Origin of the sequence: Pyxidicoccus fallax (assembly GCF_012933655.1) — a bacterium.
GTDB lineage: Bacteria > Myxococcota > Myxococcia > Myxococcales > Myxococcaceae > Myxococcus > Myxococcus fallax.
Window position 1 is genome coordinate 1 of record NZ_JABBJJ010000172.1, and the last position, 26,157, is coordinate 26,157.

The 26,157-nt window shown below is 71.4% G+C and carries 16 protein-coding genes and 1 pseudogene; 12 read left to right on the plus strand and 5 right to left on the minus strand.

All coding sequences use genetic code 11. The annotated features are described in order from the left end of the window. The 3 genes and pseudogenes from HG543_RS30600 to sitI6 form a co-directional block, all read left to right on the plus strand. Positions 1–317 (plus strand): annotated as a pseudogene (locus HG543_RS30600) (metallophosphoesterase family protein); the annotation flags it as partial. 21 nt (positions 318–338) lie between these two features. Then, on the plus strand, positions 339–1,049 hold the full coding sequence (gene sitA6, locus HG543_RS30605; RefSeq protein ID WP_439332612.1) for a SitA6 family polymorphic toxin lipoprotein: 711 nt from the start codon (positions 339–341) through the stop codon (positions 1,047–1,049). A gap of 26 nt (positions 1,050–1,075) precedes the next feature. Beyond that, the gene (gene sitI6, locus HG543_RS30610) at positions 1,076–1,801 is read left to right on the plus strand and encodes a SitI6 family double-CXXCG motif immunity protein (RefSeq protein WP_171819036.1); all 726 of its coding nucleotides are present in this window, start codon (positions 1,076–1,078) and stop codon (positions 1,799–1,801) included. A 4-nt stretch (positions 1,802–1,805) separates the two neighbouring features. Here the strand turns inward: sitI6 and HG543_RS30615 are convergent, their stop codons facing one another. Both HG543_RS30615 and HG543_RS30620 read right to left on the minus strand, forming a co-directional pair. Continuing rightward, complete coding sequence (locus tag HG543_RS30615; protein WP_169348442.1) at positions 1,806–4,352, minus strand: S8 family peptidase; 2,547 nt, start codon at positions 4,350–4,352, stop codon at positions 1,806–1,808. Between the two features lie 46 nt (positions 4,353–4,398). Further along, a complete protein-coding gene (locus HG543_RS30620) occupies positions 4,399–8,751 on the minus strand; it encodes a DEAD/DEAH box helicase (RefSeq protein WP_169348443.1) in 4,353 nt (1,450 codons plus the stop codon). A gap of 234 nt (positions 8,752–8,985) precedes the next feature. On the opposite strand from HG543_RS30620, the gene HG543_RS30625 reads away from it, so the two are divergent. Further along, on the plus strand, positions 8,986–10,473 hold the full coding sequence (locus HG543_RS30625) for a PAS domain-containing protein (protein WP_169348444.1): 1,488 nt from the start codon (positions 8,986–8,988) through the stop codon (positions 10,471–10,473). A gap of 3 nt (positions 10,474–10,476) precedes the next feature. Here the strand turns inward: HG543_RS30625 and HG543_RS30630 are convergent, their stop codons facing one another. After that, positions 10,477–11,064 carry a DUF2378 family protein gene (locus HG543_RS30630; RefSeq protein WP_169348445.1) on the minus strand — a complete coding sequence of 196 codons (588 nt, stop codon included), beginning with the start codon at positions 11,062–11,064 and terminating at the stop codon, positions 10,477–10,479. 66 nt (positions 11,065–11,130) lie between these two features. Next, on the minus strand, positions 11,131–12,594 hold the full coding sequence (locus tag HG543_RS30635) for an ATP-binding protein (RefSeq protein WP_169348446.1): 1,464 nt from the start codon (positions 12,592–12,594) through the stop codon (positions 11,131–11,133). 167 nt (positions 12,595–12,761) lie between these two features. Here HG543_RS30635 and HG543_RS30640 point away from each other — a divergent pair, with 167 nt between their 5' ends. From HG543_RS30640 to HG543_RS30675, 8 genes are all read left to right on the plus strand, one after another. Next, entirely contained in the window at positions 12,762–13,724 is a 963-nt protein-coding gene (locus HG543_RS30640) for a PLP-dependent cysteine synthase family protein (RefSeq protein ID WP_169348447.1), read from the plus strand. Positions 13,725–13,829: 105 nt separating this feature from the next. Beyond that, on the plus strand, positions 13,830–14,693 hold the full coding sequence (locus HG543_RS30645) for a peptidoglycan recognition protein family protein (RefSeq protein ID WP_169348448.1): 864 nt from the start codon (positions 13,830–13,832) through the stop codon (positions 14,691–14,693). A gap of 192 nt (positions 14,694–14,885) precedes the next feature. Further along, a complete protein-coding gene (locus HG543_RS30650) occupies positions 14,886–16,190 on the plus strand; it encodes a metal-dependent hydrolase family protein (RefSeq protein WP_211194267.1) in 1,305 nt (434 codons plus the stop codon). Positions 16,191–16,279: 89 nt separating this feature from the next. Further along, positions 16,280–16,594 carry a hypothetical protein gene (locus tag HG543_RS30655; protein WP_169348450.1) on the plus strand — a complete coding sequence of 105 codons (315 nt, stop codon included), beginning with the start codon at positions 16,280–16,282 and terminating at the stop codon, positions 16,592–16,594. A 105-nt stretch (positions 16,595–16,699) separates the two neighbouring features. Beyond that, positions 16,700–18,016, plus strand: coding sequence for a TolC family protein (locus HG543_RS30660; RefSeq protein WP_169348451.1), 1,317 nt, complete (start codon positions 16,700–16,702; stop codon positions 18,014–18,016). Then, on the plus strand, positions 18,013–19,209 hold the full coding sequence (locus HG543_RS30665; protein WP_169348452.1) for an efflux RND transporter periplasmic adaptor subunit: 1,197 nt from the start codon (positions 18,013–18,015) through the stop codon (positions 19,207–19,209). The genes HG543_RS30660 and HG543_RS30665 overlap by 4 nt, the downstream gene beginning before the upstream one ends. Further along, on the plus strand, positions 19,199–22,336 hold the full coding sequence (locus HG543_RS30670) for an efflux RND transporter permease subunit (protein ID WP_171818004.1): 3,138 nt from the start codon (positions 19,199–19,201) through the stop codon (positions 22,334–22,336). Before HG543_RS30665 ends, HG543_RS30670 begins: the two co-directional genes overlap by 11 nt. Before the next feature lie 927 nt (positions 22,337–23,263). After that, complete coding sequence (locus tag HG543_RS30675; protein WP_169348439.1) at positions 23,264–23,542, plus strand: hypothetical protein; 279 nt, start codon at positions 23,264–23,266, stop codon at positions 23,540–23,542. A 113-nt stretch (positions 23,543–23,655) separates the two neighbouring features. Here HG543_RS30675 and HG543_RS30680 read toward each other — a convergent pair. Then, positions 23,656–26,157, minus strand: a 2,502-nt coding sequence (locus tag HG543_RS30680; RefSeq protein ID WP_169348454.1) for a M16 family metallopeptidase, incomplete at its 5' end; no start/stop codon positions are given.

The following is a 26,157-nucleotide window of genomic DNA, read 5'->3' on the forward strand; positions in this document are numbered from 1 at the left end:
GACTGCGGGTGGGCGGGCTCGGCGGCATCATCGGGCGCGAGGGCAAGCTGGGGCGGCGGGAGGAGGCGGAGCACCTGCGGATGATGGGCGCGGTGCTGCGCGAGAAACCGGAGGTGCTCGTGCTGCACGCGGGGCCGGATGTGCCCGGCAGGCGTGTGCATGGCAGTGCGCCGATTCGCGAGGTGCTCGAAGGGCGGGAGGAGGTGCTGGTGGTGTGCGGCCATGCGCACTGGGAGGAACCGCTCGCCACTCTCACGGGAGGGACGCAGGTGCTCAACGTGGACAGCCGCGCGGTGCTGCTCCAGCGGGCACGGTGATGACGGTATCGTCCGCGCATCATGACGATGCGCTCGCGACCTTGGATGTTGCTGGCTGTCCTGCTGCTGTGCGGCTGTGCCACGTCCTCTCCCGAGGTGCGTGCGTTCGAGGAGGCCGAGCGAGCGGAGGCGTGTGAGTATGCGGATTCGGAGCAGTGCCTCGTGCTGGTCTGCGAGGGTGGGGACTGCGGCCTCTTCGACTGCGAGGACGTGGACACGGACGCGGTGGCGCGCGCGCCCGTGCGGCCTGACGTGGAGCTGGCGCAGGGGTACTACCGTCCGCCCTATCGAGCTCCGGCCTTTCGCAACTGGAGGAACACGGGCCTGCGGCCCGGCGCTCGGCCTCGGATGGTGTTCCACTTCCGGTACCGGGAGGGGTTCCTACCGGCACTGCCTCGCGAGCCGGGCAAGCTGGTGCATCACCATTTGTTCCCGCAGCAGAGCGACCTGGCATTGTGGTTCACCCGAAATGGCGTGGACATCCACAAGTTCACCATCCTCATTCCGGAGCACATCCACCGGCAGATTCACAGCGGCACCGGGCGCGGAGGGATGTGGAACCAAGCCTGGCGCGAGTACTACAACGTCATGCGCCGCCAACGCGTGAATTCAGAAGACCTGCACCGCAAGGCCGTCGAGCTGATCTTCCGCTTCGAGCTGACGGGCCCTGTCGTGCCCTATAACGCCCCCTTGGGGCCGTATCAGCAGTATCCCCAGATTCGTAATCCTTGATGGATGCCGCCGTGGAGAGAGGAACCGTGAAGTTCTACGAAGCCACCGAAGACACCTCCCTGGGTTACACGGGCAACCTCGATGATGCGATCAACAAGTGGAGCATACCGGGTGCAGAGCCCTGCCCAACGTGCCGCAAGGGAGGAGGCATCGCCGGGTTTCAATACCCGTGCGCTGACCTGTCGAGCCTCCCTGCGCACGAACTCAAGAAGCTCTCCAATCCGTGGCCGGTCCCACAAGAGGAAATCGCTCGCCTCATCGAGCTGGTACGCCCGTTCGTTCCTTCGTGGGCCGTGCTGCAACCCGGTGCATTACTGGGTCCCATCACCGGCAAGGGCATGAGCCGTATGGGCCAGCTCTTCATGCAGAACCCGTGGACGCTGCTGGTCCGCCGAGGGGCTTTTGAGAGATTGCAGGCCGCTGGCGTGCGTGGCCTTCAGGGCTACCCCATCGACGTGCGCTTCCGGGGCAAACCGCCGCCCGAGCTGCTAGACCTCCAACTGGAGTTGCATGGCCAGATGCACCCAACCTGCCTCCCGCCCGATCGCAAGCCTCCCTGTCCGACGTGTGGCGACGACTCCTTCAAGCTCCCCGACCCCATCGTCCTGGACGCCGCGACATTGCCGGAACATGTGGACGTCTTCCGCATGCGGGACGTCCCCGGAATCATCCTCGTCACCGAGCGCTTCGTCGAAGCCGTGAAGCGCCTCGAGCTGGACGGCGTCACCTTCCGCGAGCTGGAAGTCCGCTGACACCTCAGCGGCAGAAGCCGCTCGCGTCGCAGACGCCCGAGGCGCAGTCCAGGCCCGTACCGATGCAGCTCGGCTGGCAATACCCCGAGCCCGTGCTGTCCTGGTAGCACACGTAGTTCGGCCGGCAGTCCCCCTGCCCCGTGCCCACCTCCACCGTGCACGTCGCCAGACACGCCGCCGTGTTCGTACCCAACCGGTAGCACCGCGAGCCCACCGGACACGCCGCGTCGCTGCACTCCAGCGTGCAGTACCCTCCCGGGTAGTCCGTCACGCACACGCCCCCCGGACACGCCGAATCATCGGTGCACGCACCGCCCACTTCCAGGTCCGGCTCGTCCTCGATGGGGGCCAGCGGCAGCAGGTCGAAGCTCACGTCCTCCAGCGTCTCGCCCTCCTCCACCTCCAGCGCCTCGAAGTCGTCCAGGTTGCGCCAGAACCCCGTGCGCTCCCCCTCCTCGAACAGCTCGCCGTCCTGGTCCTCGTCGATGGTTCCCAGCACGTAGTACGTGCGCGGCGTCAGCTCGATGGAGTACGCGTAGTTCTCCGAGGCCCGAGCCAACGTCAGCGCCTCCTCCGCCGCCTGCCACTCGCCATCCTCCTCCCAGACGAAGGCGACGATGGCGTCCAGGTCCCGCGCGCCGCCCACGTCGATCTCCACCTGCACCGTCGCCGAGCCCGCCGCGCCAGAGCCCGCCAGGTTCAACGTCACCACGTACTCCCCGTCCGCCAGCCCCGCCGCGTTCACCGTCACGTCCAGCGTGCTCGACGCGAACACCGGCACCGTCACCTGCGCCGGAGACACCGTGACTCGCGAGGCCTCCGCCCCGGACACGGACGCCGTCACCGTCAACTCACCCCCCTGGCGCCCCCCCACGTTGCTCACCGTGAGCTGCTGCCTCCCGCTCCCCCGGAAGAAGAGCGTGGTCGTGGTGACGCTCAACTGGGGCGGAAGCTGGTCAGGATTGACGTTGGAGATGCGCGCCAGCGCGGACCGCGCATTCACCAGCCCCGAGCCACACCCGCCCGGGCACTGCCCCGCGGAAATCGCGGTGGCCGTGGCCCTCAGCGTGCTCTCCGCCAACTCAGTCGTCAGCTCCACCCCCGACCGCGCCGCGGCCGCCGCCATCAGCGCCACCACACCCGCCACGTGTGGCGCGGCCATGCTGGTGCCCTGCAGGAAGATGTACGCCGGCCGGTTGTTCTCGTCCCGCCCGGTGGACAACACGCCGTCCGGATAGTCGTCGCCGTTGAGGTCCTCGCGCATCTCGCCGCCGGAGGCCATGACATCCACCGCCGACCCGTAGTTGGAGAAGCTGCTGCGCCGGCCCGCCAGACTGGTGGAGCCCACGCAGATGATGTTCGTCTGGTTGCACGGCGTGCTCCGGCTGGCCTCGATGTTCTCGTTGCCCGCGGCGATGACGAAGATGGACCCGCGGCGGGTGCCCGCGTCGATGGCCTCCTGGTACGTCTGCTGCGGCGGCGCCTCGCCGCCCAGGCTCATGTTCACCACCTTCGCCGGGTTGGCGTTGGCCGGCACGCCCGTCACGCTGCCGCCCGTGGCCCAGTTCATGGCCGCCACGATGTCGAAGGTGGAGCCACCATCCCGCCCCAGCACCCGCACCGGAAGGATGCGCGCGTTCCAGGCCACGCCCGCGACGCCATTCGTGTTCGTGTTCGTCTCCGCGGCGATGGTGCCCGCCACGTGCGAGCCATGCCATGCGGAGCCGCCGTTGGGCAGTTCGCCGCCCTCGTCCAGCGGGTTCCCGTCACGACCGTTCCCGTCCGCCGCGTTGGCCGGGTCCGAAATCATGTCGTAGCCCGGCACCCGGCGGTTATCGAGGTCCGGGTGCGGCACGATGCCGCTGTCGAGCACCGCCACCACCACGCCCGTCGCGTCCGACTCGATGTCCCAGGCCGCCGGGAGGTTCAGCGTCGGGTAATGCCACTGCATGCCGTAGGCCCGGTCGTTGGGAACCCGCAGCGGGTACATGCGCAGGTTGCCCTCCGTGTAGCGCACGCCCGGCACCTTCGCGAGCCGCGCCACCAGCCCTCGCGTCTCCTCCGCCGTCACCGCGTGGCCGTCCAGCGCTTCGAAGCCCACCAGGTGCAGGAACTCGCTGGCGTACCCCTTGTGCACCGCGCGGTAGCCCGGGAGCTTCGCCGCCTCCAGCACGCGCTCGGGCAGCAGGCCCGCCTCCTCGAAGCGCAGGATGACGTCCCCCGGAATCGTCGGGTCCGTCTTCGGAATGCGCGACAGCGGCGGCTCGCCCACCGGTGGCGGGACGATGGGCAGGCCCGGGTCCGTCACCACTGGACCGCCGCCCTTGCGCGGGCCCTGGGCGCGCGCGCCACGCAGCTGCTCCCTCAGCTTCGCCCACTCCGCCGCTCGGAAGGGCGGACGGACGGCGCTGGAGACACCGCCCTCCGTGGACGCGTTGTTGCTGCGGAAGGGCGTCAGCTCTCCGCGCACGGTGCCCACGGCCGGCTCATCGTCACCGGAGCATGCGGAGACGGAAAGCAACAACAGACCCAGCAACACCAGCCGGCGCATAGGCACCCCCCAACGAGACGCGCTCGATGGGGGCACCCTACGCCGCTCAACTGGCCATGGCCTCGCCACCGCCGCCGTCAGTGTCCTCTCCAACGTTGGCGTCGGCGTCATCGTCCAGCGCGTCAACGTTTCGCGGCACGCCGTCCACATACGTGACGACATTCCCCGGCATGGCGGGCACGCGCGGCCCTGGCGTCACCACACCGGTGAGGTTGAGCGGGTCCACGCCGGACAGCTGCACCCGCACCCCCGACGGCGCCTGACGGCGCACCGCGCGCGCCATGTCCACCGCCTCCGGCAGCGCGAACTGCTCGCCCACGAAACCCGCCACGAAGCGCCCGCCGCGCACCTCGCCGCGCGCCTCCATGCGTCGGTACACGAACAACAACTCGCGCCAGGTGGGCGCCAGCGCCTCGCGCATGACGAGGTCGCGCCAGACGATGCCGTAGCGCTGGAGGAACAGCTTCGCCAGGGACTCCATCACCTCGTCCGCCGGCTTCGGCTCGGCCGGGGCCAGCAGGCTCCAGCGGCCCGGGCCGCCGCGCTGCAACAGCTTCTGCCGCTTGCGGTGCGCCGGGCTCTGGAGGATGCGCAGGTTCTGCACCGCGTCCGCCGTCACCAACCCGCGCGCCACCAGCTCCCACAGCGCGTCTTCAATCTCCGCGGGCAGCCGCCGCGCGCGCGACACCAGGTCCTGGAAGAAGCACGCGCCGCGCCGCTCCAGCACCGCCACCACGTCCTTCGCGGCGGCGCTCAAATCTGGCGGCGTCCACACGTCCCCGTCCGCCAGCACCGCGTGCGGCCGGGCCGACGTGAGCATCCACTCCAGGTCCTCGCGCAGCACGAAGGTCAGCGGCGCGTTGCGCGTGGGCGATGCCCGGGAGCGCGGCGCGGGCGCGGCCTCGGGCTCCGGCGGCGTCACCGGCGCGCCACGGCGTGGCCCCGGCGCGGGCTTCGCGTCCTTCATCGTCAGCCGGCCCCAAGCCACCTCGCCCGCGTAGCAGGCCCGCTCCAGCATGTCCGGCGTGTACCCGCGCATGCGCGCCGGCAGCAGGAAGCGCTCCCACGCCGAGGCCGGCGCCTCGTAGCCCTGCAGCAGGCGCACCGCCTTCAAGAGGCCCGTGGAGCCGCGCAGCGCGTCCACGTCCTCCAGGTGGTGCCACCGGAAGAGGAAGCGCATGAAGTCCTGCGCGCTCAGCGGCTCGATTTCCCGGCGCAGCCGCCCCACCGTCATCCGGTGGATGCGCTGGAGCAGGCGCCGGTCGCACCACTCCAGGGGCGGCGTCTCGCCCGGGGCCAGCGGCGCCTCCAGCGGGCGGAAGTGGCCGCGCAGCACCGAGCCCTGCGACTCCAGCGCGTGCAGGGCGAGGTTCACCTCGTCCTCGGGCAGCACGATGAGCCGTGCCAGCTCCGCCACGGTGGTGGGCCCCAGCATCTCCATGCGCCCGCGCACCACCTGGAGGACGGCGGCCTCGCGCTCCACCGGCCGGTCATGCGCCAGCACCGGCAGGGCCGGCTGCGTCACCGCGTCCGGGAAGAGCGCCCGCACCGCGCTGCCCCGCTCGGCGGACACGAGGAAGCGGCCCTGGGGCAGCTCCAGCCACGCCACCCGCCCCTGCTTGAACAGCGACACCTCCATCCCGCGCGGCACCTCGTGCGCGTGCACCAGCACCCACTGCAACAGGACGTCGTGCAGCTCGTCCTCGTCGCGCATGGGGGGCGCGGCGTCCTCCACCACCGTGGCGATGGCGGCGGCGTCCAGCGCGCCGAAGGCCGCCGCGTCCTCGGCGGGCATGGCGCGGCGCAGGGCCACGTTGCGCACGCGGCGCTCCTCGGCCGGCGCGTCGTCCAGGAAGGTGTACGGCTGGCTGTGAATCATCGCGTGCGCGAAGACGCTCGGCTCCGGCACGTCGCGCGCCTCCAGGCGGATGCGGCCGTCGCGCATGCGCCGCAGCACCTCGCGCAGACCCTCGATGTCCATGGCCTCGCGCAGGCAGTCGTCCATCGTCTGCTTCACCAGCGGGTGGTCCGGCAGTTCGATGTCGCCGCCCCCGTGGTTGTCCTGGCAGCCCACCTGCGCGGGGAAGACGGCGGCCAGCAAATCCTCGCTGCGCGCGCGCTGGAGGTTGGGCGCCACGCGCTTGCCGCCCATCATCCGGTGCAGCGCCAGCGCCCGCGTGGCCACCCACCGGAAGCGGGTGCCGAAAATCGGCGCCTGGAGCACCGCCTGCACCAGCACCTCCTCCACGTTGTCCGGGTGGAGGAAGTCGAAGATGTCCGCCAGCGGGAAGGAGTGCTGCTCGCCCAGCGACAGGAGGATGCCGTCCTCGGTGGCCGCCGCCTGCAACTCGAAGTCGAACGAGCGGCAGAAGCGCTTGCGCAGCGCCATGCCCCACGCGCGGTTGATGCGGCTGCCGAAGGGCGCGTGGATGATGAGCTGCATGCCGCCCGCCTCGTCGAAGAAGCGCTCGGCCACCACGGTGGTGTGGCAGGGCACCGCGCCGAGCATCTTCTGCCCCAGCCGCAGGTAGCCCATCAGCGCGTCCACCGCGGGCGGCGGCATGCGCAATTCCTTCTGCAGGAAGCCCGGCGCGTCCGCGCGCTCGAGCAACTCCTTGCGCAGCCGGCCCACCTGCGAGGACAGCTCGTCCGTGCGGCCCGGCGCCTCGCCGCGCCAGAAGGGCACGTTGGGCGGCGCGCCCTTCGCGTCCTCCACCACCACGGTGCTGCCCATCACCCGCTGGATGCGCCACGCGGTGCTGCCGAGGAGGAAGATGTCCCCGGGCGACGACTCTACCGCGAAGTCCTCGTCCAGCGTGCCCACCACCTTGCCCTCGGGCTCGGCGGTGACGCTGAAGGTGAAGGTGTCCGGGATGGCGCCACCATTGGTGAGCGCGGTGATGCGCACCCCGCGCCGGCCCTTCAGGCGCTGGTTGACGCGGTCCCTGTGCAGGTGGATGCCCGCGCGGCCCTTCGCGGCGGCGATGCCCTCCGACAGCACCTCCAGCACCCCCTGGTACTCCTCCCACGTGAGGTCGCGGTACGGGTACGCGCGCTGGAAGAGGCTGAAGAGGGCGCGCTCGTCCCACTCCTCGCAGGCGCACGCGGCCACAACCTGCTGGGCCAGCACGTCCAGCGGCTTCTGCGGGATGATGACCGTGTCCAGGTCGCCCTCGCGCACGGCGTTGAGGAGCGCGGCGCACTCCATCAACTCATCGCGCGTCATCGCGAAGAGGATGCCCTTGGAGATGCCCGCCTTGTGGTGGCCCGCGCGGCCCACGCGCTGGAGCAGCACGGAGATGGCCTTCGTGCTGCCGAGCTGCACCACCAGGTCCACGTTGCCCACGTCGATGCCCAGCTCCAGCGACGCGGTGGCCACCATGGCGCGCAGCTGCCCCGTCTTCAGCTTCTCCTCGGCCGCGAGCCGGATTTCGCGCGACATGCTGCCGTGGTGGGCCGCCACCAGCCCCTCCCCCAGCCGCTCGCCCAGGTCATGGGCCACGCGCTCCGCCATCTTCCGCGTGTTGACGAAGATGAGCGTGGTGCGGTGCTGGCCCGTCAGCTCCACCAGCCGGTCATAGACCTGGCCCCACATCTCGTGCGTGGCGAGCGAGGACAGCTCCGCGTCTGGAATCTCCAGCGTCAAATCCCACGGGCGCAGGTGGCCCACCTCCACGCGACGGCACTCGCGGTGGGAGGCGCCGGTGAGGAAGGCGGAGATGGCATCCAGCGGCTTCTGCGTGGCGGACAGGCCGATGAGCTGCGGGCGCACCTCGGTGAGCGCCTTGAGCCGCTCCATGGACAGGGCGAAGTGGCTGCCGCGCTTGTCGCGCGCGAGCGCGTGGATTTCATCCACGATGACGGTGCGCACGCCGCGCAGCGTGGCGCGGGCGCGCTCGGCGGTGAGGTAGAGGTAGAGCGACTCCGGCGTGGTGATGAGGATGTGCGGCGGGCGGCGCACCATCTGCGAGCGCTCGGAGGCGGGCGTGTCCCCGCTGCGCACCTGCACGCGCAGCTCCCTCGGCTGGTAGCCCTCCGCGCGAGCGCGGGCGAGCAATTCCTCCAACGGCTGGAGGAGGTTCTTCTGCACGTCGTTGCCCAGCGCCTTCAGCGGCGACACGTAGAGCACCTGCGTGCAATCCGTCAGCGTGCCCTCCAGCGCGGCGCGGAAGAGCGAGTCCAGCGCGGCGAGGAAGGCGGTGAGCGTCTTGCCGCTGCCCGTGGGGGCGGCGATGAGCACGTCGTGCCCGGCGTGGATGAGTGGCCAGCCCTCCACCTGCGGACGGCTGGGCTCGCCCAGGCGTTCGGCGAACCAGCGCCGCACCACCGGGTGGAACGGGGCCAGCGCGGGATGCGCCGCGCACTCGGCGGCGAAGTCGAGGCTGATTTGCGGGGCCATGCGCACCTCTCCAGAAGCAGCCTGAACACAGGTGCAGCCCGGCGTCAACGCGGACCCATTGTCCTCTGGAACTACGTACCAACCCCATCCCAAGACTCCGCAAACCCTGGACGCGCGTTCCGCTGGCGACGGCAGGCGCATGGCGCTGTCACGTATTCCCCATGTGCGGCGACGCAGCGCGGCGGACGGGCCGTGCCGGACGCATGCTGGCGGCGACTCCAGCCCCCGGCCGCCATGGACTCCTCTGCCAACCGCTACACGCTCGAAGCACTCAATCCGGACGGCTTCCTCGCCCTCCGCCCTCGGGGAGAGCGCGCCGCGGCACCCGACGACTTTCTCTGCGACTACGCCAACCCGGCCGCCGAAGCGCTGCTGGGCCCCGGCCTCGCCGGCCAGCCGCTGCTGGCGGGGCGGCCCGCGCTGGCCGGAATGCTCGCACCCTGGAGCACCACCGTGTCCACCGGCGAGCGCACCGAGCATGCCTTCAGCTGGGGCGAGGGCGAGGCGGCGCGACAGGTGCGCGCACGGGCGGTGCGCATGGAGGACGGCCGCCTGGCGGTGTGGCTGGCGGACATCACCGAGGAGGCGCGCTTCGTCGTGGACGCGGAGGCCTTCGAGGAGCGGATGAGCGCCTACGTGGAGTGCATGCCGGACGCCTTCCTCGCGCTGGACGGGGGCTTCCGGGTGCGCCACGCCAACCGCGCCGCGGAGAAGCTGCTGGGCTTCAGCCGGGACGAGCTGTTGGGCCGCTCGCTGTGGGACGCCTACGCGGAAGGCCCCGAGTCCACGCTGCGCCGCCAGCTCCAGCGCGCGCTGAGCACCGGGCGCACGGTGGAGTTCGAGGAGTGCCTCGCCACGCACCAGGTGCACCTGCGCGCGACGGCGGTGCCCGCGTCCGGCGGGCTGCTGGTGTACCTGGCGGACATCACCCAGCGCCGTCGCACCGAGGACGCCCTGCGACGCACCAGCGCGCTCTTCACCGCCGTGCTCCAGGGCTGCACGGACGCCATCTACACGAAGGACCTCGCGGGCCGGTACACGCGCATCAACGCGGCCGGCGCGCGGCTGATGGGCAAGACGGTGGAAGAAGTGGTGGGCCACACGGACGCGGAGCTGTGGCCGGAGGAGGCACGCACCACCACGTCGCATGACCGCGAGGTGCTGGCCTTCCGCCACACCTTCACCTACGAGGAGTCGCAGCGCGGCCCCAAGCAGCGCGTGTGGCTGTCCACCAAGGGCGTGCTGAAGGACGACACGGGCACGGTGTTCGGCCTGTTCGGCATCAGCCGCGACATCACCGAGCGCAAGGCCATGGAGGAGGCGCTGCGGCGCAACGAGGCGCGGATGCTCCAGGCGCTGTCCGCCGCGTCGCTGACGCTCTTCGACTTGCGGCTGCCAGAGGGCGTGCTGCACTGGGAGCGCAACGCGGCGGCCCTCTTCGGACAGGCGGAGCTGCCTGGCGAGGAGACGCTGGGGACCTTCCTGTCCCGCGTGCACCCGGAGGACCGGCTGGGCGTGGCGGAGCGGCTGGCCCGCTGCGCCGAAGCGCCCGGCGAGGTGGTGCTGGACTACCGCGTGACGCTGCCCGACGGGCAGGTGCGCCGGCAGGCGCTGCGGGCGCGCTCACGCGCGGAGGATGGGCGAATCGGCCGGGTGCTGGGCGTGCTGGCGGACATCACCCAGCGGCAGCCCGGCACTCCTGGCGTCATCCAGGCCGCGTGAAACTCAAGCGCGGCGGACGGCGACGGGCGCGCGGGCCACGCCGCGCGTCCAGGTGAGGCGGAAGGTGGCGGCGGTGCCGTCGAAGGCGATGGGCTCCACCTTCACCTGCCCCGCGCCCGCCGAGCGCAGCGTCTCCGCGAGGAAGCCGGCGGCGAAGTACGGGTTGTCCGCCGTGACGTCCTTCATCCACAGCGTGGCCGAGTCCTGGGTGGACTCCTCCACGCGCACCTCGTTGAAGTTGTTGCCGGCCCGGACGTTGTAGGGCACCCGCTCCAGCGTGCGGCGCGGCCCCAGCTGCGTGACGAGCGCCATGCTGGCCCGGCCCACCGACGTCTGCCGGAAGCCCTGCAGGTAGCGCGCGCCCAGCTCGAAGAGGGCGTCGTGCGGCGGCAGGCCCGGGAAGACGTCCTTCGCGGCCACCCGCAGGAAGCCGCGCCACTGCTCCACCGTGTAGTGCGGGCGCAGCGGCTCGGACAGGTCCAGGCCCGCGGCCTTCAGGGCCTGGCGGCCTTCACGGGTGAGGTGCGGCCCCAGGGCGCGCACGAAGAGGGCTTCCACGGACTGGGCGAAGATGAGCTTCTCGGCCGGCATGACCAGAAACTGGCAACAACATCGTCCCGCGGCGAGGGTCGACGCACTGCTTCCGTTGGCTGGTCATCATCGTGGCAGACGCACCGTGAAGGTCGTGCCACCCGGAGCACTGGAGGAGACCTCCACGTCGCCCCCGTGGCCACGGGCAATCTGATGGGTGATGTACAGCCCCAGGCCCAGGCCCGCCGCCGAGCCCCCCTCGCGCCGCGCCTTGTGGCCCCGACGCCAGGCGCTGAAGACGTAGGGCAGCTCCTCGGCGGGGATGGGCGCGCCCTGGTTGTGCACCCGCAGCACCGCGCCCTGGGGACCGCCCTCGGCCTGCACCGTCACCGGCGTGTCCGCGGGGCTGTACTTCAGCGCGTTGGCCAGCAGGTTGCCCAGGGCCTGCTCCAGCCGGTCCCCGTCCCATTCGCCCCGGCCGTCTCCCAGCACCTCCAACTGCACCACCCGTCCGGGGTGGCTGGCGCGCAGCTCCTCCACGGTGCGGCGCACGACGTCGAACAAGTCGCACGGCATCCGCATCACGGGAATGCCACCGCCCAGCCGCGCGCGCGCGAAGTCCAGCAGCTGGCGGATCATCCGGTCCATCCGCTCCGCGCTGGTGAGGATGCGCGTGGTGAGGCTGGCCTGGCGCTCGTCCAGCCCGCCCCGGCGCTGCAGCTGCTGGGCGGACATGGACAGGGCGTTGAGGGGGTTGCGCAGGTCGTGCCCGAGCATGCCGATGAACTGCTCGCGGAACTCCTCCGCGCTGCGCTCCTCGGTGACGTCGCGCGAGGAGGACATCGCCGCGATGACCCGCCCGTCGGGCGCCACCGCCGGGGACACCACGAAGGAGTAGTGCCGGGGCCCCCGCTCCGAGGAGGACAGGTTGATGGAGCCCCGCTGCACCTGCCCGGTGCGCAGCGCCTCCTCCACGAGGCGCGTGTAGGGCGCCAGCGCGGGGTCCTCGGCGGCCATCTGCTCCAGCGTCTTGCCCACGCCGTGCACGACGTGGCTGCCTCGCGACGCCTGGAGGGCCTGGTTGACGTAGATGACGCGCCCGGTGCCGTCATAGAGGACGATGGGCTCCGCGGCGCTGGAGATGGCCAGCTCCAGGAGCCGGCGCTGGTTCTCCACCTCCGCGGACAGCGCCTGCACCTCGCGCTCGGCCTTGCGCAGCCGCAAGAGCGCGTGCACCTGGGCGACCAGCTCCTCCGGGTCCACCGGGGCCACGAGGTAGCCGTCCGCGCCATGCTCCAGGCCCTGAGCCCGGTCGCCCGGCCCCACCGCCTGCGCGGACAGATGCAACACGAGCACGTTCTGGGTGCGCGGCGCGGCCTTCAGCCGCCGGCACACCTCCAGCCCGCTGATGTCCGGCAGGCGCACGTCGAGGATGACCAGGTCGGTGTGCTCGTCCGCCAGCGCGAGCGCCTCGTGACCGGAGGCGGCCTCCACCACGCGGAAGCCGGCCAGACCCAGCACGCGCGACGTCACGTAACGGCTGGCGACGTCATCATTGACGTTGAGGATGACGGCGGGCTTGGAAGTCATGCGCGGGTCGGGGGTCTCTTTCGTACTCGCGCCGACCCGCGCACGCCAAGCGTAACCCGCCAGGGAGTGTCTGCTTCCTGGGTAGGCGGGCTTTCAGAAGCTCCGAAGGCTGCAAAAAGTTCAGCGGTGCTCCCGCGAAGGCCCATTTCGGAGTAGGGAGAGACCTCATGCGTCCTCCCTGTCGCCCGCTCCCCGCGGATGGCCGCTTTCTCCAGGCCGTGGGTCCCACGCCGCTCGTTCCCGTCCGCCTGGAGGCGGAAGGGCCCACCATCTGGTGCAAGCTGGAGTTCCTCAACCCCAGCGGCTCCACCAAGGACCGCATCGCCCGCTACATGCTGGAGAAGGCGTGGCGCCTGGGCGAGCTGAGCCCGGGCGGCGAGGTGGTGGAGGCGTCCAGCGGCTCGACGAGCATCGCCCTGGCGCTGGCCAGCGCGCAGATGGGGCTGCGCTTCACGGCGGTGATGCCGGAGGGCGTCACCGACGAGCGCCTGCTGACCATCCGCGCGTATGGCGGCGACGTGGTGCTGGTGCCGCGCGAGTCCGGCGTGCGGGGCGCCATCGCCCGGGCCGAGGAGCTGGCGCGCGAGCGCAAGGCATTCGCCCCGCGCCAGTTCGAGAACCCGGACAACGCCGAGGCGCACCGGGTGTGGACGGGCCAGGAGGTGCTGACGCAGGTGCCGGGCGGACTGGTGCACGGCGTGGTGAGCGGCGTGGGCACCGGCGGCACCGTGGTGGGGCTGTACGAGGCCTTCGCCGAGGCCGGCTGCCCGGTGACGGCCTTCGTGGCGCGCCCCATCGCCGGGCTGGGCTGCGACATCGAGTGCTGCAGCTTCAGCCCGCGCGTGCCGGGCGTGGTGGACGGCATGTCCAAGCTCTACCGCGACGCGGACATGCCGGGCCGCGTGGAGCTGGACGTGTCGGACGAGCTGGCCATGCGCACCGCGCGCGCCCTCATCCGCCGCGGCTTCCCCGTGGGCCCCTCCTCCGGCCTCAACTACGCGGCGGCCGTCGAGGCCGCGAAGCGGCTGGGCCCCGGCGCCCAGGTGGTGACGGTGTTCCCGGACCGCATGGAGCGCTACTTCTCCACGGAGCTCATCCAGCCGAAGCCCGCCTCGCGCGGCGCGGCCTGATGCCACTCGGGGTGCGCCCGGCGTGACGGAGGGTGCGGGATTCGCAACTTCCAGGCCGTGGGGCGGATAATCGGGACGGTTTTCCCATTTCCCGAGAGTCCCCCCATGAGCGTCCGGCTTCCCCCCTCCGTCTCGACGACTCGCGCCGCTCCGGCGCAGCTCACGCGCGCCGCCGCGCCCTCCGCCGCCGTCACCGCGCCTCCCGCGGGCCTGCGCAAGGGTGACACCGGTCCCAAGGTGAAGCAGCTCCAGGACGCGCTGGTGAAGCTGGGCTACATGACGAAGGCCCAGGTGGCCACGGGCCCCGGCACCTTCGGCCCCAAGACGGAAGCGGCCGTGAAGAAGTTCCAGGGCGACAAGAAGCTGCCCACCACCGGCTACTACGGCGAGCTGACGCACGCGGCGCTGAAGAAGGCGCTCTCCAGTGGCGGCAAGCCGCCCGTGGACGGGCCGACGAAGCCTCCGCCGACGAACGGGGGCAAGTTCACCAAGCCGCCCGTCATCAGCGCGCCCTCGCCCAACTACAACGAACGCGGGGGGAAGGACATCGACAGCATCGTCCTGCACCACACGGCGTCCAACAACGGCGCGGGCGACCTGGCGTGGATGCGCAACCCGAAGAGCCAGGTGTCCGCGCACTACATGGTCGACCGCGACGGGAAGATCTACCAGCTCGTCAATGACCAGAAGCGCGCGTGGCACGCGGGCAACAGCGCGCTGCACGGCGTGCCCACCGACATGAACAGCCGCTCCATCGGCATCGAAATCGTCAACGCCGGCGACGGAAAGACGCCCTTCACCGAGGCCCAGTACAAGGCGCTCACCCAGCTCACCGGCTACCTCAAGCAGCAGTACGACGTGCCCATGAAGAACATCGTCGGGCACGCCGACGTCGCGGTGCCCAAGGGCCGCAAGAACGACCCCGCGCCCAACTTCGACTGGAACCGGCTGCGCAAGGGCATCTCCTGAGGGCCGCATCCGCCGCGAGGCTGCCCCGCGGGGCAGTCCCCGTGTCGACGGCGGCGTGGAAGCCCTCTTCGAAGTGATGGGAACCGGACCCGGGTCCTCCGGACGAAGCGCCCCGCCCCTCGCCAGCGCCACGCGCTGAGCAGGATGCGGGCGCGCTCGTCCGAGCGTCACCTTGCGAGAGGAGACGGACCCATGCCTTTCCCGGACGGACGGCCCGCCGTCCTGCTCCAGAACGCGCGCATCTTCGACGGCCGCGGCGGCACGCTGTCGGCGCCGTCGAGCGTGCGGGTGCGGGGCAGCCTCATCGAGCGCATCTCCACCGCGCCCATCCCCCCGGAGGACGGAGCGGGGACCCCGGTCATCGACTGCGGTGGCCGTGTGTTGATGCCGGGGCTCATCGACGCGCACTGGCACTCGATGTTCGCCGTGCTCCCGGTGACCGTCGCCATGACGGCGGACATCGGCTACGTGAACCTGGTGGCGGGGCGCAACGCCGAGCGGACGCTGCTGCGCGGCTTCACCACCGTGCGCGACCTGGGCGGCCCGGTGTTCGGCCTCAAGCGGGCCATCGACGAAGGGCTCGTCGCGGGGCCGCGCATCTATCCGTCCGGCGCGTTCATCTCGCAGACGGGCGGACACGGGGACTTCCGCATGCTGTCCGAGCTGCCCCGGGACGGCTCCGGGCCCCTGAGCTACACGGAGCAGATGGGGGCCGCCGCCATCGCCGACACGCCGGACGAGGTCCGCCTGCGCGCCCGCGAGCAGCTCATGCGCGGCGCCAGCCAGCTCAAGCTGATGGCGGGAGGCGGCGTCTCCTCGCAGTACGACCCGCTCGACGCCACGCAGTACACCGGGCCGGAGCTGCGCGCCGCCGTCGAGGCCGCGGAGAACTGGGGCACCTACGTCACCGTCCACGCCTACACCCCGAAGGCCATCCAGCAGGCCATCGCGGCCGGCGTGAGGTGCATCGACCACGGACAACTGGCCGACGAGCCCACGGTGAAGCTGATGAAGGAGCGGGACGTCTGGTGGAGCCTGCAGCCGTTCCTCGACGACGCGGACGCCACGCCGATGCCGGACGAGGCCCGGCGCGCGAAGCAGCGGGAGATCAGCGCCGGAACGGACAGGGCCTACGCGCTGGCGAAGAAGCACGGCGTCCGGCTGGCCTGGGGCACCGACGTGCTCTTCGAGCCGAGGCTGGCCGAGCGGCAGGGCGCGCGGCTGGCGAAGATGGCCCGCTGGTTCACCCCCGCGCAGGTGCTGAGGATGGCGACGGGGGACAACGCCGCGCTCCTGGCGCTGTCGGGGCCGCGCAATCCCTACCCCGGCACGCTCGGCGTCATCGAGGAGGGCGCGCTCGCCGACCTGCTGGTGCTGAGCGGCGACCCGCTCGAGGACCTGCGGCTGTTCGAGGACCCGGAGAAGAACCTGCTGCTCATCATGAAGGACGGCGTCCTCTTCAAGGACCGCCTCTCTCCCGGTGGGCCGGGGAAGTAGCTCCCCCTGCCCGGGGCACCTCCGTGCACCCACACCCTACGTGAGACTCCACCGCGCGTTCGGTCCGAAAGCGTGGTAGGAGTGCCGCCGTGCTTCGCGTCTGGCTCATCCTCTGCCTGCTGCTGTTCGCCCCGAGCATGGGGCGGCTGCTGCCCGTCCTGTCGGACACGGCGGGCGAGGTGTGCGCGCAGAGCTGCCCCGACGATGACGAGCGGGGACAGTGCGCGCCCGACTGCTCCGACTGCACCTGCTGTGGCCATGTGCGCTCCGTCGCCGCGCCCGTGGCCCTGCCCTCGCTCGCGTTGCGCGTGCCCATGCCGTTGCTGCTCGCGCATGACGAGGACGAGCCGGCCTCCGCGGACGCGGGTGACATCCTGCACGTCCCCATAGCCCCTCTCGCGTAGGCAGACGTCCGTCTTCCGTCTTCTGTCCGCACGCGTCCGTCAGGACGGGGGTGCCCATGGGCACTCCTCCGCCTGACGCTCGCCGACTTCGCGAGGTCTATTTCCGTGTTCCATCGTCTCGCGACGGCGGCCCTCGGGCTCTCCGTCGCATTGTTCCCGCCGCGCTTCGCCGCGGCACAATCCACTTCCGAGCTCACGCTCGAAGAAACCCTGGCCCTGGCTCGCCAGCGTGCTCCCTCGCTGCTCGACGCCGCCGGCCGCGTCGCGGAGGCCCGAGGGGCCGTGGCGGGCGCCGCGCCTCTTCTGCGAGACAACCCCACCCTCCAGTTGGAGGCCGGGCCGCGTACCCTTGCTGGAGGCGAGCGCGGCACGGAAGTGGGCGTGGGACTCGTGCAACCCCTGGAGCTGGGTGGCAAGCAGGGTGCCCGCCGGGACTCCGCGCGCGCAGGACTGGCGCGGGAGACAGCGAGCCAGCGCGACGCCGAGCGCCGCGTGCTGGGCGAGGTGGCCGCCACCTTCCTGCGGGCCCTGCACGCGCGGGAGCGGACGCGGCTGGCCCGCGAGGCGGAGACCGCCGCCGTGAGCACCGCTCAGTCCACGCAGCGACGCTTCGAAGCGGGAGACGTGCCCGTGGTGGACGTCAACGTGGCGCGCGTGGCGCTGGCCCGGGCCCGCGCGGACGTGGCGGGCGCGGAGGGTGAGGAGGCGTCCCTGCTCTACATGCTGCGCGCGCTGCTGGGCCTCGGGCCCGCGGAGCCCCTTGGCGTACGCGGCGAGCTGCGGGCCCTGGCCGTCACCGCAGGGGGGCGGCCAGAGCGCCCGGACCAAGATATCCAAGGAGCGGCGCCTGCTTCGGCGAGCGCGCGTCCGGACCCCCTCGCCCAGGCTCGGACTCCAGCTTCGACGGGAGAACGCCCAGACCTCGTCGCGCTGGAGGCGGAGCTGGCGCAGGCGGAGGCCGACCTCCGGCTGGGCCGGAGCGGCGGATGGCCCGACCTCGGCGTGGGCGTGCGCTACCAGCGTGAGGTCGACGAGTCCGCCGTGCTCGGGACCCTCAACGTGACGCTGCCCCTCTTCGCCCGGGGACAGGAGGCGCGGGTGACGGGCGAGGCCCGCGTGCGCCGCCTCCAGACGGCCCTGGAGGCCGCCCGCCGCGAGCGCGACGTCCAGGTCGAAGCCGCGCGCGTGCTGCACCGCAAGCGACAGGAAGCGGTGGAGTTGCTGGAGCACGAGGCCCTCCCCCTGCTCGCCGACAACGAATCGCTCGCGCTCAAGTCCTACGAGGCCGGAGAGATGGGACTCGCCGAGTTCCTCCTCGTCCGCCGTGACACGCTCGAAGCCCGTACCGCCATCCTCGACAGCCTCCTCCAGGCCGCCCTCGCCCGCGTGCAGCTCGCCGTGGAGACAGGAGCCCTTCCATGAAGTCCCCATACATCCTCCTGTCCACCCTGCTCGTCGTGTCCCTCTCCGCCTGCAAGTCCGAGGCGCCGAAGCACGAGGACACGCACGAGCACGAGGAAGGCGAAGGCGCGAAGGCCCATGACGACCATGGCGAGCCGCACGTGCGCATCGCCTCCGAGATGCTGCGAGACCTGCGCGTCACCACCGCCCGCGTGGCCCAGCGCCCCGGCGGGGAGAGCGTCACCGTGCTGGGCGAGCTGACCTTCAGCGAGAACGCCTACGCCGAGGTGGCCTCGCCCATCTCCGCGCGAGTGGGCACCGTCTTCGTCACCACCGGCCAGGAGGTGAAGCAGGGCGACAAGCTCGCCGAGCTGCGCAGCCCCGAGCTGGGCAAGGCCCGCGCCGCGCTGCAGGCGGCCCAGGCCCGCGCCGCCACCGCGAGACAGGCCGCCGAGCGCAAGCGCACCCTCGCCGAGGAGCGCATCGTCGCGCAGAAGGACGTGCAGGCCGCCGAGGCGGACGCGGCCGCCGCCGACGCGGAAGTGGCCGCCGCCCGGGCGGAGCTGACCGCCCTGGGTGCGAGCGAGGAAGAGCTGCGCGGAGGCCAGGGCGCACCGGGCTTCGTGCTGCGCTCGCCCCTGTCCGGCACCGTCATCGAGCGCGCCGCGAGCATGGGACAGATGGCGGACCCGGAGCACCCCCTGTTCCGCATCGGCGACCTGTCCTCGCTGTGGCTCATCGTCCACGCCTTCGAGCGCGATGCCGTGCGCATCCAGCGCGGCGCCTCCGCGCGCGTCACCTTCGCCGCCTTCCCGGGCCGCGAGTACACCGCGAAGGTGGGCCACGTGGGCCAGCGCGTGGACCCGGCCTCGCGCACCATCCCCGTGCGGCTGGAGCTGGACAACCGCGAGGGGCTCCTGCGGCCGGGCATGTCCGCGTCCGCGTCCTTCCCGCTGGGTGACCCGGGCGCCGCCATCACCACCGTGCCGGCGGCGGCCCTCCAGCGTCTGGAGGACGGCTGGGTCGCCTTCATTCCCACGGAGACGCGCGGCCTGTTCGAGCGCCGCGAAGTGGGCCGGGGCCGTACCTTCGGCGGCGAGGTGGAGGTGCTGTCCGGCCTGAAGGTCGGCGAGCTGGTGGTGGTGGACGGCGCCTTCCTCCTCAAGGCCGAGGTGGACAAGCAGAGCGGCGGAGGTGAAGGCCATGCGCACTGAGACGGACGCCTCCCCTTCCATCGTGGACCGCGTGCTGCGCGCGTCCTTCGGCCGGCCCGGCCTCACGGTGGTGCTGGCCCTGGCCCTGTCCGCCTTCGGCGCGGTGGCGCTCCAGGGCCTCCGCCGCGACGTGTTCCCGGACCTGTCCGCCCCCATCTTCAACGTCATCGTGCAGAACGCGGCCATGGGCGCGGAGGAGCTGGAGACGGCCGTGGCCATTCCGCTGGAGGTGGCGCTGGCGGGCCTGCCGGACGTGCGCCGCATCCGCTCCACGTCGCAGCTCGGCGTGACGCAGGTGACGGTGGAGTTCGAGCCGGATGCCGACTACTTCCGCAGCCGTCAGTACGTCGCGGAGCGCGTGGCCCAGGCGCAGGGAGAGCTGCCTCCAGGCACCGACGCGCCGCTCGTCTCCAGCCTCACCGGCCGGCTCAACGAGGTCTTCGAGTTCACCCTGGAGGCGGAGCCCGGCGCGGCGGACCTGATGACCCTGCGCGACCTGGCCGAGTTCGAGGTGAAGAACCGGCTGCTCGCCGTCCCCGGCGTCGCGGGCGTGGAGCGGCTGGGCGGCTACCTGCGGCAGTTCCAGGTGCAGCTCGACCCGGACCAGATGGTGGCGCGCGGCATCACCCTGGACGCGGTGGAGCACGCGCTGGAGGGCGCCAACCTCAATGCCTCCGGCGGCTTCGTGGTGCAGGGCCCCATGGAGTGGACGGTGCGCGCCGTGGGCCGGGCGCAGACGGTGGAGGACCTGAACGGCACCGTGGTGGCGCTGCGCGGCGGCACGCCCGTGCTGCTCGGGGACGTCGCCGACATCCGCGAGGCCCCCGCGCTGCGCCGGGGCATCGCCCACCGGCTGAAGGGCGAGGTGGTGAGCTGCCGGATCATCAAGCAGTTCGGCGCGGACACGCAGCAGGTGGCCGCGGGCGTGCGCGACGCGCTCACCGAGTTGCGGCAGAGCCTTCCCAAGGGCGTGCACCTGCGCGTCGTGTATGACCAGTCGCAGCTGGTGGACTCCGCGCTGGGAGGCGTGAGCCGCGCGATTCTTCTCGGTGCCTTCCTGGTGGTGCTGGTGCTCTTCGGGCTGCTGGGAGACTGGCGCGCGGCGCTCATCGTCACGCTCACCCTGCCCCTGTCGCTGGCGCTGGCGGGGGTGCTGCTGAAGGCCACGGGCATCGGCATCAACACCATGACGCTGGGCGGACTGGCCATCGCCGTGGGCCTGCTGGTGGACGCGGCCATCATCGTCACGGAGAACATCGTCCACGATTTGCGCGAGGGCGCGGGGCGGAGGCCGAGGCGCGAGGAGGCGCTCGCCGCGTCGCTGGAGGTGGGCCGGCCCATCGCCTTCGCCACGCTCATCGTGGTGGCGGTCTTCATCCCGCTGTTCGCGATGACGGGCATCGAGGGACGCATGTACCAGCCACTGGCGGCGGCGGTGGTGGCGTGCCTCACCGCGTCGCTGGCGCTGGCGCTCACGCTGGTACCGGTGGCCTCGGGGCTCTTCCTCCGCGCGCCCCGGCCGGACGCACCGGAGGACGTGTGGCTCGTGCGCAAGGTGAAGGCCGTGTACGCGCCACTGCTGGAGGCCTGCATGCGCAGGGCGGGGCTCGTGCGGCTGGTGGCGCTCGCCGTCACGGTGCCGGCGCTGGGCCTGGCCTTCGTGGTGGGCAGCGACTTCATGCCCCGGCTGGACGAGGGCGCGCTGCTCTTGCAGACGGTGCTGCCCCCGGAGGCGTCACTGGAGGAGGTGGACCGGCTCAACCACCTCGTGGAGGACGTGCTGCTCGGCTTCCCCGAGGTGGACGACGTGGTGCGCCGCACGGGGCGCGCCGAGCGCACCGAGGACCCGATGCCGCACACGCTGTCGGACGTGCTCGTGGTGCTCAAGCCGGAGCGGGGCCGCTCGCTGGAGCAGCTGGAGGTGGACATGCGAGAGGCGGTGGAGAAGGTGCCCGGCGTGTCCACGCTCTTCACCACGCCGCTGGGCATGCGCATCGACGAGGGCCTGGGGGGCAGTCCCGCGGACCTCTCGGTGCGCATCTTCGGGCCCGATTTGGAGACGCTGGCCGGGCTGGCCGAGCGGGCCCGCGCCATCATGGCGAAGGTGGAGGGCGTGGAGGACCTGCGCGCGGAGAAGCTGAGTGGGCTGCCGCAACTGCGCATCACCGTGAATCGCGCCGCGGTGGCGCGCGTGGGCCTGACGCCGGGCGACGTCATCCGCGCGGTGCGCGTGGGGCTGGTGGGCCAGGAGTCTTCCCAGGTGTGGAAGGGGCAGCGGCGCTACGACTTGATGCTGCGGCTGGCGGACCACCGGCGGGGCGATGCCAACGCCATCCGCAACCTCCTGATAGACGGGCACGACGGCACGCGGATTCCGCTGAGCCAGCTCGCGGACATCGAGGAGACCTTCGGCGCGGGCAGCATCCGCCGCGAGGCGGGCAGCCGGCGCATCGCGGTGGAGGCGGGTGTCTCCGGAAGGGATTTGGGCAGCACGGCGGCCGAGGTGCGCGAGCGGCTGGCGGAGGAGCTGAAGCTGCCCACGGGGTACTTCCTGGACGTGGGCGGCCGGGTGGAGAGCCAGGAGCGCGCGGCGAAGTCGCTGATGGTGGCCATCGCGGTGGCCATCCTCGCGGTGGTCATCCTGCTGTACCTCGCGCTGGGCTCGATGTCGGAGGCGCTGGTCATCGTGGCCACGCTGCCGGACGCCTTCGTGGGAGGCATCCTCGCGCTGCTCATCGCCGGGGAGACGTGGAACGTGTCGAGCCTGGTGGGGCTCATCGGCCTGTTCGGCATCGCGGTGCAGAACGGGCTGGTGCTGGTGGCGCAGACGAAGCTCGTCATGGCACGTGGCAAGCCCTTCGCGGAGGCCCTGCGCGAGGCGAGCATCAGCCGGGTGCGGCCCAAGCTGATGACGGCGTGCACGGCCATCCTCGGCCTCCTCCCCCTGCTGGTGCTGCCGCTGCACGGAACGGAGGTGGAGCGGCCCCTCGCGGTGGTGATGGTGGGAGGACTCGTCACGTCCACCCTCTTCACCCTGCTGGTGCTGCCCACCTTCTACGCCTTCGTCCACGGGCTGCGCGAGCGCGTGAGGACACGGTTCGCGGCGCGGTCAACGGAACAGGGATGACCGCGTCGCCGTCGATGCGTTGGCTGGACCCGCACAGCCAACGCATCGGGCCCATTGTCAGTACAGGAACATTGCCAGCGGCTCCGCGTTTGGCATTGAAACGTCCAGGCCGCCAGGCTCCGAGCATGGCGCGATGTCCGTCGCTGTCAGCGTCGCTCGCGAGGAGCGCTCAGTGCTGCCTGACGGCACTCTGGGCGCTGTTGATGGTTGGCTGCACCACCGTTCCCCGGCATACGCTCGTCGAGGGGCGCATGAAGCCAGGCCACTTCGACTTCACGACCATCGTTGAAAAGACAGCTCCGGGAGCAGGAGGCTGGCGAATGGCCTGCGTCCACCTTCTCATCAAGCGAGCCACCGGCGAATCATTCACCTGCATCTTCAGCACCGAGGTGCCGATGGAGACCGAGGCGAGGGGACCTGTATCCGTTGCATCCGCACAGCGGCATGCCGCGAAGTGCGCAAATGAGGCGGCACCGCTTGCCTTCGGCCCCACGACTTCCAGCACACCTCTCGGAATGGCCTGCACGGCCTTCGTCACAGCTTACGCGCAATGCCTCGAGCGTTCGCTGCGCGGCTCGCGAGTAGCCAGATACTGCCTGGACTGAACCACGCTTCACCTCCCACTGGAACCCGATGCCCCTCAACACGGAAGACCTGCTAGCCGTCGCGCGGACGTACTGGCGGCCCGACATGGAATATGAGTCGAGGGGTGAAGCCAGCCCGGAACTCGAACGATTCCGTGCCCTGTGGGCGGGAGCGGAGGCAACACGGGAGCAGTGGCTGTCCCTCCTGGTCGAGCTACGAAGAGACCTACCCGGCTTCTCGATTCGAGATGCCACTTCGAGGATCGACTCGTGTTTCAGGTGCTCCGCATACCCACCTCGAACACGCCGTCGTTCGCCGCTTCAGTGGGTGGTCGTCGGCTGCATGAGCATCATGGTGCCCGCCTACGTTGTCTATGGCGTGCAGTATGAATACAGAGGCAAGGAGGTCTTCCGCCATCAACTCTTCTTCGAGAACCTGCTGCCCGCGATGCGTGGACCAGCGGCGGTCATGGCACGAAGAATTGAGTCAACATTCGGCATCAGCGCATTGTCGCGGGACGTCCTGGCAACTCCCATCCCCCTCATCGTGCAGCTCAACCAGCCCCCGCACACCACGCTCTTCCATGCCCTGTTCACCAACGCGCCCGCCAATGTGCCATGAGACCTCCGTCCCAGCGCTGATCGTCAAGGCCACACCTTCCCTGTGTTCGTATGCCCCAGTCGTATGACGATACGGACCGGGGCTACCCCACTTCCAACACCTGAAGCGCAGGCCTACGGCACGGACACGGCCTGCAGCTCGGTGCGGGCCTGCTCCCCGTCGGCGGTGACGCCCACCGTGAGGCGTTCCAGGCAGCCGGAGAACTCCTGACGCAGGGCCTCGGCCGTCACCGCCTGGAGATTCGCGGGCTGCCGCGCGACCGAATCGGCCGGGAAGCCCCGCATCCGCGCCGTCAGCAGCGCGTCCACCCATGCGTCAGAGCCGACGAACGACACCGCCTCCCGCGCGAGCAGCCGCGAGCGGGCCTGCTCCAGCTCCGCCGTCGGAATCTCCTTGGCGAACCGCGCGATGGCGTCCTGGATGGACTTCACGCTCTCACCCACCTGCTGCGCGTCCACCAGTCCGCTCACCCGCAGATGGGCCGCGCCGGCCCGTGCCAGCCACGTGTCGGCGTGGAAGCCATAGCTGGCGCCGCTCTCCGAGCGCATCCGGTTCCAGGCGTCCACCTGCATCAGCTCCGCCATCAGCGAGTAGCGCGCGTCCGCCTCGGGCGTTGCGCGCGGCAGCCGACAGGCCACGTCCACCTGGCCCTGCGTCGCGCCGGGGCGCGCGGTGACGACCGTCTTCAACCGCGAGGAGGCGGGTGGCAGCGGCGGCTCGGGCGGCTCGGCCACCGGCTCGCGTCCGCCGCGGCTCCAGCCGCCCAGGTACTTGCGGGCCAGGGCCTCCACCTCCTTCACGTCGAACTCACCGGCGATGACCACCACCGTGTTGACCGGCCGGTACACGTCCTCCAGCCACTCCTGCACCTCCTGCCAGGACACCGCCGCGATCTCGTCCGCGGAGGCCTCGCGGGCATACGCGTGGGTGCCGTAGAGCGCGCTCTTCAGCGCGCGCTCCGCCCGAATCACCGGATGCGCGTCCACGGCCTTCCGATGCGGCAGCACCTGCTCCTGGAAGGCCCGCTCCACGGCGTAGTTGATCCGCGTGGTGTCGAGCTGCTCGGCCAGCATGGCCAGCATGTTGCCCACGTTGCCCGCCGTGCCAGCCAGGCCATGGCGCAGGTGGTCCGTCTGGTACGAGCCTCCGGGATGCAGGCCCCAGTCCTCGGGGTAGCCCTCGAACCACGTCTCACGGAACGAGCCCAGCTCCGCCATCGCCGCGAGCCCGGGCTTCGCGCCATACGCCGTGCCGCCACGCAGCGCCGCGCCCACGCGCACCACGGGCATGCCGGGCCGGGGGACGAGCAGCACCTCCAGGCCATTGTCCAGCGTCAGCGTGTGCACGGGCCCGGAGAGCGCCGCCGTCGCGGCGGGCACCAGCCACGCCGAGGACACCGGAGAAGGCGCGTCGGGCGTGCGCGCCACGGCCTGTTGAGCGCCGGCCACGCCGTTCTGTCCGGGCCGCACCAGGATGACGCGCGCCCGCTCACGCGGCAGCCACTTGTAGGCGAAGTCCGTCACCTTGCTGCCATTCAGCCCCGCCAGCGCCACCTGCGAGCGGGAGTAGGCGCGCGCATCGAGCATGAAGTGCGTCAGCTCCGCGCGGCGCACCGCGCGTGACAGCAGGTCCTCGGACTCGAGCACCATGCCCGTGACGACGCCGCGGCGCATGGACTGGAACGAGAACTCACTGCTGAGCAGCGCCCCCGGGTGGATGGCCTGGGTCCACACCCCGTGGACCTGGTCCAGCACCTTCGTCGCCGTGCGCTCCGGGTCCTCCCCCCGGTTGAGCGCCACGCGCACCACCAGCAGCGAGGCGCGCGTACCCGGCACGAGGTGGGAGCGGATGCCAGCGATGTCGTAATCCGTCATCACCGAGCGCCACAGCTTCGACGTCAGGCTGGCGTTCACGAAGTCGTGCAGGGCGCTGGCCTCGTCGAAGCCGCGCGGCAGGACCCAGGACAGGTACAGCTCGGGCGTCGCCACGTTCGCCTCGTACACCGGCATCGTCTTCGGAGCGGGCGCCACCGGCGGCTCCACCGGCTGCGCCGGCAGGCGCGGGCTGATGGCCAGCGGAAGGCCGCTGCCCGTCCACGACTCCGGCAGGCTCTCCCGGAGCACGGCCTCCACGGCCGCCAGGTCCACGTCCCCGGCGATGACCAGCGTCACGTTGTCCGGCCGGTAGTGCGCGCGCGTGAAGCGCTGGGCGTCCGACAGCGAGAGCCCGGTCAGCGTGTCATGCGTGCCGATGATGGGGCGCGAGTAGGGGTGCTCCGCCGGGTAGGCGGCCGCGTGCATCCAGCTGAAGACCTGCCCGATGAAGCCCGTCTCGTTGCGCTGGCGCAGCTCGCTGCGCACCACCTCGCGCTCCACCGCGAACACCTCCGCGCTCACCCCGGCCAGCGGCGCGGACAGTCGCTGCCCCTCCATCTTCAGGAGCGCCGGCAGCGACTCCTTCGGCGCGAGCGTCTGGTAGACGGTGTGGTCCAGGCTGGTGAACGCGTTGAACCGCCCCGCCCCGGCCGCCTCCAGCCGCGTCCACACCGTGGGGCTGCCCCCATGGCGCGAGCGGAAGGCCAGGTGCTCCACCACGTGCGCCAGTCCCTCCTTGCC